At 71.3% G+C, this 12,523-nt stretch carries 12 protein-coding genes; 8 read left to right on the top strand and 4 right to left on the bottom strand.

The window, feature by feature from the left end:
- Positions 1-135: 135 nt before the first annotated feature.
- Positions 136-969: a MurR/RpiR family transcriptional regulator gene (locus SMIR_RS22620; RefSeq protein ID WP_101408063.1), complete on the bottom strand. Its 834-nt coding sequence runs from the start codon at positions 967-969 to the stop codon at positions 136-138.
- Positions 970-1,094: 125 nt separating this feature from the next.
- On the bottom strand, positions 1,095-2,819 hold the full coding sequence (locus SMIR_RS22615) for an aromatic amino acid ammonia-lyase (protein ID WP_212727302.1): 1,725 nt from the start codon (positions 2,817-2,819) through the stop codon (positions 1,095-1,097).
- 142 nt (positions 2,820-2,961) lie between these two features.
- Here SMIR_RS22615 and SMIR_RS22610 point away from each other — a divergent pair, with 142 nt between their 5' ends.
- From SMIR_RS22610 to SMIR_RS22595, 4 genes are read left to right on the top strand one after another with little or no spacing between them, the layout of a single operon-like run.
- Positions 2,962-4,011, top strand: a complete 1,050-nt coding sequence (locus SMIR_RS22610) for an ABC transporter ATP-binding protein (RefSeq protein ID WP_212727301.1) — start codon at positions 2,962-2,964, stop codon at positions 4,009-4,011.
- Positions 4,008-4,649, top strand: a complete 642-nt coding sequence (locus SMIR_RS22605; RefSeq protein ID WP_075027333.1) for an ABC transporter permease — start codon at positions 4,008-4,010, stop codon at positions 4,647-4,649. Before SMIR_RS22610 ends, SMIR_RS22605 begins: the two co-directional genes overlap by 4 nt.
- 1 nt (position 4,650) lies before the next feature.
- A complete protein-coding gene (locus tag SMIR_RS22600) occupies positions 4,651-5,322 on the top strand; it encodes an ABC transporter permease (protein ID WP_075027332.1) in 672 nt (223 codons plus the stop codon).
- 14 nt (positions 5,323-5,336) lie between these two features.
- On the top strand, positions 5,337-6,269 hold the full coding sequence (locus SMIR_RS22595) for an ABC transporter substrate-binding protein (RefSeq protein ID WP_168492334.1): 933 nt from the start codon (positions 5,337-5,339) through the stop codon (positions 6,267-6,269).
- Positions 6,270-6,484: 215 nt separating this feature from the next.
- Here the strand turns inward: SMIR_RS22595 and SMIR_RS22590 are convergent, their stop codons facing one another.
- On the bottom strand, positions 6,485-7,489 hold the full coding sequence (locus SMIR_RS22590) for a LacI family DNA-binding transcriptional regulator (RefSeq protein WP_101404780.1): 1,005 nt from the start codon (positions 7,487-7,489) through the stop codon (positions 6,485-6,487).
- 226 nt (positions 7,490-7,715) lie between these two features.
- Here SMIR_RS22590 and SMIR_RS22585 point away from each other — a divergent pair, with 226 nt between their 5' ends.
- The 4 genes from SMIR_RS22585 to SMIR_RS22570 all read left to right on the top strand — a co-directional run bounded on the left by SMIR_RS22585 (position 7,716) and on the right by SMIR_RS22570 (position 10,526).
- Positions 7,716-8,615 carry an amidohydrolase family protein gene (locus tag SMIR_RS22585; protein WP_212727300.1) on the top strand — a complete coding sequence of 300 codons (900 nt, stop codon included), beginning with the start codon at positions 7,716-7,718 and terminating at the stop codon, positions 8,613-8,615.
- On the top strand, positions 8,612-9,124 hold the full coding sequence (locus SMIR_RS22580) for a cysteine dioxygenase (protein WP_101404778.1): 513 nt from the start codon (positions 8,612-8,614) through the stop codon (positions 9,122-9,124). Before SMIR_RS22585 ends, SMIR_RS22580 begins: the two co-directional genes overlap by 4 nt.
- Before the next feature lie 131 nt (positions 9,125-9,255).
- Positions 9,256-9,921 carry a carbonic anhydrase gene (locus SMIR_RS22575; RefSeq protein WP_212727299.1) on the top strand — a complete coding sequence of 222 codons (666 nt, stop codon included), beginning with the start codon at positions 9,256-9,258 and terminating at the stop codon, positions 9,919-9,921.
- A gap of 167 nt (positions 9,922-10,088) precedes the next feature.
- Positions 10,089-10,526: a hypothetical protein gene (locus SMIR_RS22570; protein ID WP_168492341.1), complete on the top strand. Its 438-nt coding sequence runs from the start codon at positions 10,089-10,091 to the stop codon at positions 10,524-10,526.
- A gap of 488 nt (positions 10,527-11,014) precedes the next feature.
- On the opposite strand, the gene SMIR_RS22565 is transcribed toward SMIR_RS22570, so the two are convergent.
- A complete protein-coding gene (locus SMIR_RS22565) occupies positions 11,015-12,409 on the bottom strand; it encodes a cystathionine beta-synthase (protein WP_101404775.1) in 1,395 nt (464 codons plus the stop codon).
- Positions 12,410-12,523 lie beyond the last annotated feature (114 nt).

Raw genomic sequence — 12,523 nt, 5'->3', positions numbered from 1 at the left:
TCTTCGGCTGCTTGCGTCTTCAGCGTCTTTGGGCGCGCACGCTAACGAGCGAAGGTGAGACGAGTCTGAGAAGCGGGGCCACTCCACCGAACCGTGACTACTCCGCCGAACCCCGCCCCCCGCATGGGACCGCGGCTACTCCACGAACAGGCCCCTGGCCGCCGCCCGCGCGTCGAACTCCTCCAGCCGCGTCTGGGCGTCCGGGATGTCGTCGCACATCGCCTCCAGAAGGACGCGCCCGAGGAGCATCGGGGAGCAGGCCGTGTCGAAGGCGAGCCCGGTGCCGACGGCGGCGGGCAGGAGCAGGTCCGAGACCTTGGCGACCGGAGCGAACGCGGAGTCCGCGACCGTCACCACCGTCAGCCCGGCCCCCTTGGCGTAGGCGAGCGAGTCCACGACCTCGCGCGGGTGGCGGGGCAGCGCGAAGCAGAGCAGGGCGGTGGCTCCGGCGTGGACGGCCGCGTCGATGCGGTCGTGCAGCATCGTGCCGCCCTCGTGCAGCAGCCGTACGTCCGGGTGGACCTTGGCGGCGAAGTACGCGAAGCCGTACGCCTGGGAGGCGGCGGCGCGCAGTCCGAGCACCGGCAGCGGACGGGAGGCGGCGAGCAGCCGTCCCGCGCGCTGCACCGGGCGCGGGTCGGCGAGCACCTCAGCGAGGTGCTTCAGGTTCTCGATCTCGGCCTCGACGGCCTGCTGGTACTCGTTGTACGAGCCCGGGGTCGCCGACTGTTCGGTGGGCGCGACCTCGCGCAGGTGCTTGCGCAGCGCCGGGTAGCCGTCGAAGCCGAGCGCGACCGCGAAGCGGGTGACGGAGGGCTGGCTGACCCCGGCGAGTTCGGCGAGTTCGACGCTGGAGAGGAACGGCACGTCGGCGGCGCTGCGCACCATGCTGTGCGCGATGCGCCGCTGGGTGGGCGTCAGCCGGTGCCCCTCGAAGAGCGCCTGCAGCCGCCCGGCCGGACTGTCCATCACGCTCTCGTCGGCCTGTACGTCGGCCTTCACGCCGGCATCCAAGCCGGCTTTCACGTTGGCTTTCACGTCGGCCTTCACGCCGGCTTTCGCCTCCGCGCTCACGTCCATGCTCCTGTCCACGCTCATGACTCGCTCCCCCTCCAGATGTCCGTGAACCGGTCGAGCAGCGCGGCCGCCGCCGTCACGTCGTCCGTCAGCGGCCGGTCGGTCTGGTCCAGGCCGAGCACGGACTCGGCCAGTTCCATCGCCCGTCCGACCGGCAGCTCCGGGTCGGGCCGCAGATCGCGCTGGCGCAGAGCCCGTACGGCGGAGACCAGTTCGCAGCCCACGACGAGACGGTAGGCACCGCACGCCCGCAGTGTCTGCCGTGCGGCGAGTGAGGCGAAGCTCGCCTGTTCCTCGACGCCCCGGGAGAGTACAGCGTGGCCGAGCGAGGCGGGCGCGGAGAAGGCGCGCAGGTCGCCGAGGGCGGCCGCGGCGGCGTACTCCAGGATCATCACGCCGGAGGACGCGGGCTCCTGGTCGGCGAGGAAGGGGCGCAGGCGGGTGTAGGCGGGTTCGTTGAGGGTGGAGAGCCGCGAGGTCGACAGCCGCGCCACCTGCGTGACGGCGAGCCTGAAGTGGTCCAGGGCGAGGGCGAGTTGGGCCTGGTAGAAGCCACCGTGGTGGTATGCGGCCATGTCCTCGGGCGAGATGAGGGGGTTCTCGGCGGCGGCGTTGATCTCGACGACCAGGACCCCTTCCAAGGCGTCCGCGGCGTCCTGCGCGGGCCCGTGGATCTGCGGGACGCACCGGAAGCCGTACGGATCCTGGATCCGGCCGAGCGGCGGGGTGGGCCGGTCCGCCGCTCCGATCAACTCCCGCATCCGACGGGCGACTTCGGCCGAGCCCTTGTGCGGGCGCGCGGCGTGCACGGGTGCCGCGTACGGCTCGTGCGATCCGTCGACGGCCAGCAGTGACAGCGCGGCGACGACCTGTGTGGCCTCGATCAGCCCCCGCAGCTCGTCCAGGGCGAGCGCGGACTGCCCGAGGGTGAGGGCGTTGCTGCTGATGAGGGCGAGGGCGTCGTTGTTGTCGAGGGGCTGGGGTTCGGGGGGCAGGCCCTGCCCGACGGACGACACCTCCTCCCCGAAGGACGCCACCCTCTCCCCGAGACCGAGCGGCGACAGCCCCTCGGCCGACGGACCCTGACCCTGACCCTGACCCTGGTCCTGGTCCTGGGACGGCACTCCCTGCCCCGCGAGCGGCGCCCCCTGCCCCGGGGACCGTGGCCCGGACGGTACGGACGACGTCCGTGAGCCATCCGGCCCCCGCCAGGGATGCTCCCCCACCAGCGCCAGCCCCACCTGGGCCAGCGCCGCGATGTCCCCCGTACCCACCGACCCGAACTCGTTCACGACCGGGTACGCGCCGGTCTCCAGGGCCTCGCACAGAGCCGTGACGACGGTGGGCCGCAGGCCCGCTCCGCCCGCCAGGAGCTGGTTGGCGCGGACGGCGAGCATGGCCCGGACCTGGCGGGCGGGGAGCTCCTCACCGATGGCACCGGCGTGGCTGCGCAGCAGGCGCAGCCCGTGCTCGGCGGCGGCCTCGGTCGGCACGTCCTCGTTCCGGTTGGCGCCGACGCCGGTGGAGCGCCCGTAGACGCGACCGGTGGCGGCGATCTGCCGGGCGGCGTCCCAGGACTGCTCGACGCGCTTCATCGCCTCGGTGCCGGGAACGGGCCGAGCGGCCCCGTCGGCGAGCCGCACGATGTCGGCGACACCGGTGCTGCACCCGTCGAGCACCACCAGACCGGCGGTGAGACCGGCCACCACCGCACTCGGCGTGTCCGCATTCCGAGACGACATAGAGCTCAAACTCCCCTCAATCCCGACATTGGATCTTGCCTGGCGGTCATAAGTAACCAGCGATTAACACCGGACCGTTGACAACCTATTCAGGTACAGAGAACTCTGCATGACGATATGCAGACCGGGCAAGGGACACCTCATGATCCAGTTCGACACGGTCCACAAGCGCTTCCCCAACGGCACCACCGCAGTCCACGACCTCTCTTTGGAGATGCCGGAAGGCGGCGTGACCGTCCTCGTCGGATCTTCCGGTTGCGGTAAGACCACCACCCTCCGGATGATCAACCGGATGGTCGATCCGACCTCCGGCACCATCCGCGTCGGTGGCAAGGACGTCCTCGAGCAGGACGCGGCCGAACTGCGCCGTTCCATCGGTTATGTCATCCAGCAGGCCGGCCTCTTCCCGCACCGCACGGTGCTCGACAACATCGCCACCGTGCCGCTGCTGCTGGGCTGGGGCCGCAAGAAGGCCAGGGCGCGGGCGGCCGAGCTCCTGGAGACCGTCGGTCTCGCCGCCGACGCCGGCAAGCGCTACCCGCACCAGCTCTCCGGCGGCCAGCAGCAGCGCGTCGGCGTGGCCCGCGCGCTCGCCGCCGACCCGCCCGTCCTGCTCATGGACGAGCCCTTCGGCGCGGTCGACCCGGTCGTCCGCGCCCAGCTCCAGGACGAACTGCTCCGCCTCCAGAAGGAGCTCAGCAAGACCATCGTCTTCGTCACCCACGACATAGACGAGGCCGTCCGGCTCGGCGACCAGATCGCGATCTTCCGCACCGGCGGCCATCTGGTGCAGTGCGCGACCCCGGCCGACCTGCTCGCCCGCCCCGCGGACGACTTCGTCGCCGACTTCCTCGGCGCCGAGCGGGGCCTGAAGCTCCTCTCTCTCCAGCACCTCGCCGACGTGCCGCAGGGCCCGGCCCCCGAGGGCGGCTCCTGGACCCTCGTCCTCGACGAGGCCCGCAAGCCGCGGCACTGGCGTGCGACGGCGGACGACGCCGAACTCCCCGTACGACCGCTCAAGGACACCGACTCCCTGCTGGCGGCGCTCAACGAGTCCATCGCCTCGCCCACCGGACTGGTGGCACGTGTGGACGTCGACGGCGTGCTCACCGGCGTCACCTCCCGCGACGACATCCACGAGCACGCGAGCAAGGCGCACGGCACCCACGGCACCGCGAGCGTGGCGATATGACCGTCGACTGGTCCTGGATAGGCGACCACACCCACGACCTCACCTCCCTCGCCCTCTCCCACCTCCAGGCCGCGCTGCTGGCCGTCCTCTTCGGCCTGCTGATCTCCCTCCCGCTGGCCGTCGTGGCCCACCGGGTGCGCGCCCTGCGCGGCGTGCTCCTCGGCCTCTCGAACGTCCTGTTCACGATCCCGTCGATCGCGATCTTCGTCCTCCTGCTCCCGGTGAGCGGCCTGACCCGCACCACCACGGTCATCGGCCTGACGGTCTACACCCTGGTCGTCCTGCTCCGGAACACGGTCGAGGGCCTCGACTCGGTCCCCGTGAAGACCAAGGAAGCCGCCAAGGCGATGGGCACCCGCCCGCTGCGGACCCTGCTCACCGTCGAACTCCCGCTCGCCCTCCCCGTGATCATGGCGGGCGTTCGGATCGCGACGGTCATGTCGATCTCCCTGGTCTCCGTCGCCACCTACATCGGCGACGGCGGACTCGGCCAGCTCTTCACGGACGGCTTCCAGCGCAACTTCCCGACGCCGGTGATCGTCGGCGTGGTCCTGACCCTGCTGCTCGCGCTGGTCGCGGACGCGCTGCTGGTCGCGATCCAGTACGTACTCACTCCGTGGACGAGGCGGCGAGCCTGACATGTACGAACTCTTCAAGAACCTCGCCAAGTGGCTGGTCAGCGGCGATCAGTGGGCCGGCACCGACGGCATCGCGCACCGCATCGCGGAGCACCTGGAGTACTCGCTCTTCGCCACGCTCATCGCGGCCGCGATCGCGCTGCCGCTCGGCCTGCTGATCGGTCACACCGGCAAGGGCGCGTTCCTCGCCATCAACCTGTCCTCCTTCGGCCGCGCGCTGCCGACCGTGGGCCTGGTCGTCCTGGTCTTCCTGGTCAGCGGCCTGTCCCTGTGGTCGGTGTACGTGGCCCTTGTCGTCCTCGCGGTACCGGCCATCGTCACCAACACCTACGCCGGTATGAGCGCCGTCGACCCGGAGGTGAAGGACGCGGCGCGGGGCCAGGGCATGCGCGGCCACCAGGTCCTGTTCCAGGTCGAGATCCCGCTCGCCCTCCCCCTGATCATGACGGGCCTGCGTCTCTCCCTCATCCAGGTGGTGTCCACCGCCACGATCGCCGCGTACGTCAGCTTCGGCGGCCTCGGCCGGTACGTCTTCGACGGCCTGGCGCAGCGCGACCTCGTCCAGGTCCTCGGCGGAGCGGCACTGGTCGCGATCGTCGCCGTCGTGCTCGACCTCGCGCTGGCCGGACTCCAGCGCTACCTGTTCCGTCACCGCCGTACCGCCGCCCACTGAGGAGCCGAAGAACCATGAACCGTAGGACTCTGCTCGGCGGCCTCTTCGCCGCGGCCTCCGTCCCCGCCCTGGCCGCCTGCAGCAGCGGCATCACCTCGCTGGACGGTTCCGGCGGCGGCAGCGGCGGCGGATCCGGATCCAGCGCCGGCGGCGTGACCATCGGCACCGCCAACTTCACCGAGAACCAGATCCTCGGCTACCTCTACGCGGGTGTCCTGGGAGCCGCGGGCATCAAGACGAAGGTCCGCCCCAACCTCGGCTCGCGCGAGATCGTCGTGCCCGCGCTGGAGGGCGGCGACATCGACCTCCTCCCCGAGTACCAGGGCAGCCTGCTCCTGTACCTGGACGCGAAGGCCACGGACACCGAGGCCGGCGCGATGCAGAACACGCTGACGACCGTGCTCCCCGGCGGCCTCGAAGTCCTCCCCTACGCGGCGGCCGAGGACCGCGACAGCTTCGCCGTCACCAAGGAGACGGCGGCCAAGTACGGCCTGACCTCCCTCGCCGACCTGCGCAAGGCCAACGGCAAACTCGTCCTGGGTGCCGCCGCCGAGATGAAGAAGCGGGTCGTCGGCGTGGTGGGCCTCAAGGACCGCTACGGGGTGGAGTTCAAGGAGTTCAAGTCCCTCGACTCCTCCGGCCCGTTGGTCAAGGGCGCCCTGAAGAAGGGCGACATCGACGTCGCCAACGTCTTCACCACGGACGTGGACGTCATCGAGAACGGCTGGGTCGTCCTCACCGACCCCCTCAACCTGATCCCCTCCCAGCACATCGTCCCCCTCATCGCCTCCCGCAAGGCCGACGCGAAGGTCCGCAAGGCCCTGGCCACCCTCGGCAACGCCCTCACCTCCGAGGAACTGACCAAGCTCAACCGCCTGGTGGACAAGGAGAAGAAGGACCCGGACGCGGTCGCCAACGCATGGCTGAAGACCAAGAAGCTGGCCTGAATCCCTCCCCTGGGGCTCCGCCCCGGACCCGGTCGCTGGTCCTTCGACTGCGGGTGGGCGCGGGCTGATCGCGCAGTTCCCCGCGCCCCTGACAGCCTCAGGCCGGCCGGCGTGCGAGGGGGCGAGGCCGTTCAGGCCGATACGGGGGGCTGGGGGCGGAGCCCCCAGGTAGGGATGGGACGGGTAGGGGCGGCGGGGGCGAAACCCTTGTGGGGCTACACCCGGACCGCTGAGCCCCGTTCGCTCATCCTCGGCGCGCACAGGATCCGCTTCTTCCGGACCCGTTTCCCCTCGATCGCCGCGACGGTCAGGCGTGCGGCCTCCGCGGCGATCTCCGGGAGGCCCCAGTCCACCGTGGTCAGCGGCGGGGTGAGGACCCGGGACACGGGGTGGTCATCGAAGCCGACCACGGAGACGTCCCGGCCGACGGAGAGCGAGGCCTCGGCGGCGGCGGCGTACACCCCGTACGCCAGTGAGTCGGAGAAGCAGAAGACGGCGGTCGCGGGCCGTGGCCCGTCCAGAAGGCGTCGGGCGACGACCGTGGCCTCGCCCAACTCCTGCGGGCAGGGGACCAGTTCGGCACGCAGCCCGAGCCGTTCGGCGGCCTCGCGGACGTACACGTCGGCGGGCCGGTCCGGCGTGCTCGGCCGGGTCGGGGTCAGCACGGTCACCCGGCGGTGGCCGAGCCCGTGCAGATATTCCAGGACGGAGTCGATGCCGGCCCGGTTGTCGAAGATGACCTGCCCGGCGGTACGGGCCGTGCTGAGCGAGTCCCCGACGGCCACCACCGGCAACGCCTCGGCGATCGCCGCCCACCCCTCGGCCGAGGGGTTCACCGGCGACACCAGCAGCGCGTCGACACGCTGGTCGCGCAGCTGCTTGGCGAGCTTCAGCTCACGGTCGGGGTCACCGCCCGCGTCGAGGATCAGCGCGTAGCGGTCGCCGGCCAGCAGCTCACGGCCGATGGCGGCCATCAGCTGCTGCTGCCAGAGGTCCTGGAGGTCGCCCGCGAGCACACCGACCATGCTGGTGCGACCGCTGGCGAGGGCGCGGGCGATGGGGTCGGCCTCATAGCCGAGGTCGGCGGCGGCCTTGCGCACCCGTTCCTCGGTCTCCTTCGAGACATGCTTGCCACGCAGGGCGTAGGAGACGGCGGCGGTGGAGAGGCCCGTGGCCTCGGCCACCTCCCGGAGGGTGGTGCGCTTATTGGGCCTGGCCATGCCGGGAAGCCTACCGGGACGCGTCCACATTGTGGGCGCACGGCCCGTCCGGCCCCTGGCCGATCCTCCGGCCGACCCCCGCCCGCACACCACCCGCACCCCGCCGCCACCCCCACCCACACCCCGCCCCCGCCCTGTCCGCACGCTTGACGCCTCCTTGTTAACCGCTTAAGTTAATCGCATCAGTGAAGCGCTTAACCTCAGTACACCCAGCGAGGACCGCCGCGTGCCCACCGACGTCCACCAGCACATCTGGCCGCCCGCCTTCGTCGAGCTGCTGCGCGCCCGCACCGCACCGCCGTACCTCGACGGCTGGACCCTGCACCTGGCGGGCGAGCCGCCGTACGCGGTCGACCCGACCGATCACGACGTCACGGCCCGCACCGCGCTCGCCCACGCCGACGGTCTGGACCTGGCCCTGATCTCCCTCTCCAGCCCGCTCGGCATCGAACACCTGCCGTCCGCCGAGGCCGCCCCGCTGCTCGCCGCCTTCCACGACGGCGCCCTCGCGCTCCCGGCCCCCTTCGGCGTCTGGGCCTCGGCCTGCCTGTCGGAACCGGACACAGACCCGGACGCGGTCGAGCGCGAACTCCGCCGGGGCTGCGCGGGTCTCCAGCTCCCCGCCACCGCCCTGCTGGACGCGGCCGGCTGGGACTTCTGCGCGCCCCTCCTCGACGTCCTCACCCGCCACGACAAGCCGCTGTTCGTCCACCCGGGCACGGCCCCGCCCACCCCCGGCACCCCGCCCTGGTGGCCCGCGCTGGTCCCGTACGTCCACCAGATGCACGCGTCCTGGTTCGCCTTCCGCGCCTTCGGCCGCGCCCGTCACCCCCGTCTGCGGGTCTGTTTCGCCGCCCTCGCGGGCCTCGCCCCGCTGCACGGCGAACGGTTCGCGGCGCGCGGCGGCGGGCGTGGCGAGGTCGACTTCGACGCCTTCTACGAGACCTCGTCGTACGGGACACGCGCCGTGGACGCGCTGGTGCGGGCCGTCGGCATCGACGTGGTCGTCAGCGGCAGCGACCGCCCCTACGCCTCCCCCACCTTCCCCGACCTCGGCGCGGCCGCCGCCGTCCACGCCCTGCGCACCGCCAACCCCGCCCGCCTCCTGAAGGGAGCCACCCCATGACGTACGAGGCCCTGCCGGACCGCACGCTCGACAAGCGCGAGCTCCAGGCCCTCGTCGACGACCTCGCCACCCGCCCCGAACTCTGGCGCGAGCAGGTCGCGTTCTCCGACGAGGAGCGGCACTACGCGTCGCTGTACCGCGACGAGTACGTCGATGTCTGGCTGCTGTGCTGGACCCGGCGCAACGACACCGGCTGGCACGACCACGACATCTCCTCCGGCGCGGTCGGCGTCGTGCAGGGCGCGCTGACCGAGTCCAATCCGCGCATCGGCGGCAGCCATCTGTCCGTCACCGTCGGCACGGGCGAGTCCTTCTGCTTCGGTCCCGAGCACATCCACCGTCTCACCGGTGCCACCGACGACGCGGTGTCGATCCACGCGTACTCGCCGCCGCTGTGGCGCCTGGGCCAGTACGACATCACCGAGGACGGCCTGATGCGCCGGATCTCCGTCTCGTACGCGGACGAACTGCGGCCCCTGGACCTCCCCGCGGACAGCTCCGCCGCCTGATCAAGGGGCGGTATCCCGGCAGCGATGATCTGACGACGATTCAATCAAGGATCATTAAATCGACACTCAGGGTGAGTGTACGTGTGCGTACGGTGATCGAGCGCTACAAGCACAACTCCTGAGGGAGCGTCATGCCCTCGAACCGCAGGGCCTTTCTGGCGGCGACCACCGCCTCCGTACTCACCACCACCGCGTCGGCTCCGGCCGTCGCCTCACCCCGCTCCCGGCCTGCGACCGCCCGCGCGGCGCTCGACGAACTCCTCGCGGGCAACAGGCGGTACGCCGCCGGACGTCCCCGTCATCCGCACGAGGAGCGCGCCCGGCGGCATGTCCTCGCCGCCGGGCAGCATCCGTTCGCGGTCGTCGTCGGCTGCATCGACTCCCGCGTCCCGCCCGAGCTGGTCTTCGACCAGGGGATCGGGGACCTGCTCTGCATAAGGACCGCCGGGCAGGTGCTCGACGAGGCGGTCCTCGCGTCCGTCCAGTACGGGGTGGAGGAGCTGGGCGTTCCCCTTGTGCTGGTGCTGGGGCACGAGCGCTGCGGGGCCGTCGCGGCGACGCTCGAACACCTCCGTACCGGCGCGCCCGTGCCCGGTCATCTCGGCCTTCTGGTGGACGAGATCACGCCCGCGGCGCTCCGTACCCGGGCGGCGCCCGGGGACTGGGCCGACCACACCGTGCGGGCGCACGCGGCCTGGGTCCGGGACGCGATCCGGGCCGACCCGGCCTTCACCCCGGCGCATGTGGCCGCCGCGCGGTTCGACCTCGACTCCAGCCTGGTCACCCTCCTCCCCTAGAGGGTGTCCGGTAGAGCGTGTCCGGCGGATGTCGGGTCTCACGGCGGTCGACACGACCGGCGCGCTCGGGGTACTGGCCCCGGCTGCGCCCCCGGGGGTGCAGCCCAGCCCCGACAGGGGGGCTATCCCCAGTGCCACGGGGGCCGTCGCTCCCTAACCTGGACAGCATGACCGGTAGGGAAGCGGGCGGCGACGCCGAACTGAAGAAGGAACTCGACGCCACCCTGCACGCACGCAGGGAGTTGGGTGAGGAATACGAGTCCGCGCTCGTCGACTCGTTCCTGGAGAAGGTCGAACAGCGCCTCGACGGCGCGGTGGACCGCCGGGTACGGCGGCAGCTGGCCGAGCAGCAGATGGTGGTGGCCCGCGGTACGCGCTCCCCGGAGGGGACGTCGGATTCGTGGGGGGAGCGCTTCGGCTTCGGGATCGTGTCACTGGTCCTGGCGGTCCCTCTGTCCGCGATCGGCGGCGGCGTGGCGCATCTGTCCGGCCTGTTGGTCGCCTGGGCCGGCATCGTGGGCGTCAACGTGGTCCAGGCCGCGCGCGTCACCCCGAACTTCTTCGGCCGCCGCAGGGGCAAGTCGGGCTCCGACTGGGAGGACTAGGCCTGCCCGGTGGATCATGCCGCAGACGCGGGGCCTGGAGCGCGGTACATCGTCGTGCACGTGGAGAGGGCCCGGCACCTGTCACAGGTGCCGGGCCCTCTCCACGTGTTGCGCGGGGACCGCCGCACCCCCGTTACCGGGGGGCGGGACGACGGCGGTCCCCGCGAGGGACGCGTGCCGGGTCAGGGCCGGGCTTGCGCGTCCGTGGCGTCCATGGAGGTCCGGGAGCCGCTCCGGAGGTCCTTGGCGCCGTTTTGGCGTCGGCCGAGGCGGGGAGCCGCTCCCGCCCTGCCGACACCCACTAATGTGCCGGACCCGTGTTAAGCGGGTGCTGCGCGGACGTGACGCGCTCGTACCACTTCCGCGAAGTTCCCTGCCGAAAGGCAGGAAGATCCCCCTCAGGAGGGGAACTTCGGGAAATATCCTCCTGCCACCTGCGGAAATCGCCCCGACCGGCACCTTCTTGCCCGCGGGGCGCCCATCGGCTCCTACTGCTTGGCGCCGCCCTTGGCGAGGAAGGACAGCAGGTCCTGGCGGCTGACGACACCGGTGGGCTTGCCCTCGACGAGCACGATCGCCGCGTCGGCGCTGCCGAGCACGGACATCAGGTCGCCGACCGGTTCGCCGGAGCCGACCTGCGGCAGCGGCGCCGACATGTGCTTCTCCAGCGGGTCCTGCAACGAGGCGCGCTGGGTGAACAGAGCGTCGAGCAGCTCCCGTTCGACGACCGACCCGACGACCTCGGCGGCCATCACGTCCGGGTGACCGGCGCCCGGCTTGACGATCGGCATCTGCGAGACGCCGTACTCGCGCAGCACCTCGATGGCCTCGCCGACCGTCTCGTCCGGGTGCATGTGGACGAGGGAGGGGATGGTGCCGCCCGCCTTGTCGTTCAGGACGTCAGCGACGCGCGCGCTCGGGCCGGAGTCCTCCAGGAACCCGTAGTCGGCCATCCACTCGTCGTTGAAGATCTTGCTGAGGTAACCGCGCCCGCTGTCGGGGAGCAGCACGACCACGACGTCGTCGGGTCCGAGCCGCTCGGCCACCCGCAGCGCGGCGACCACGGCCATCCCGCAGGAGCCGCCGACGAGCAGCCCCTCCTCCTTCGCGAGCCGTCGCGTCATCTGGAAGGAGTCCTTGTCGGACACGGCCACGATCTCGTCCGCGACCGTCCGGTCGTAGGCCGTCGGCCAGAAGTCCTCACCGACGCCCTCGACGAGGTACGGCCGCCCGGACCCGCCGGAGTACACGGAGCCCTCCGGGTCGGCGCCGACGACCTTGACCTTGCCGTCGCTCGCGTCCTTCAGATAGCGCCCGGTCCCGGAGATCGTGCCGCCGGTGCCGACGCCCGCCACGAAATGGGTGATCCTCCCCTCCGTCTGCTCCCACAGCTCGGGGCCGGTGGAGTGATAGTGCGAGAGGGGGTTGTTCGGGTTGGAGTACTGGTCGGGCTTCCAGGCGCCGGGCGTCTCACGGACCAGCCGGTCGGAGACGTTGTAGTACGAGTCCGGGTGCTCCGGGTCGACGGCCGTGGGGCAGACGACGACCTCGGCGCCGTACGCGCGCAGCACGTTGATCTTGTCGGTGCTCACCTTGTCGGGGCAGACGAAGATGCACTTGTAGCCCTTCTGCTGGGCCACGATGGCCAGCCCGACACCGGTGTTTCCGCTGGTCGGCTCGACGATCGTGCCGCCGGGCTTGAGGGCCCCGCTCTCCTCCGCGGCCTCGATCATGCGCAGGGCGATGCGGTCCTTCACGGACCCGCCGGGGTTGAAGTACTCGACCTTCGCCAGGACGGTCGCCTGGATGCCCCCGGTCACGTTGTTGAGCCTCACCAGCGGGGTGTTGCCGACGAGACTGATCATCGAGTCGTGGAATTGCACCGTTGTCTCCGGAGCTGCGTTTTAACAGGAATGGTCCCGTCAGCCTAAGGCCCTGGGTGACGGTTCACTCGCCGTTGAGATTGGCCGACCTGCTCCACGGGGCAAGCAGTGGTT

Origin of the sequence: Streptomyces mirabilis, assembly GCF_018310535.1 — a bacterium.
Lineage (GTDB): Bacteria > Actinomycetota > Actinomycetes > Streptomycetales > Streptomycetaceae > Streptomyces.
Note: the sequence above shows the minus strand (reverse complement) of the source record. Positions and strands in the feature narration are given on the sequence as shown.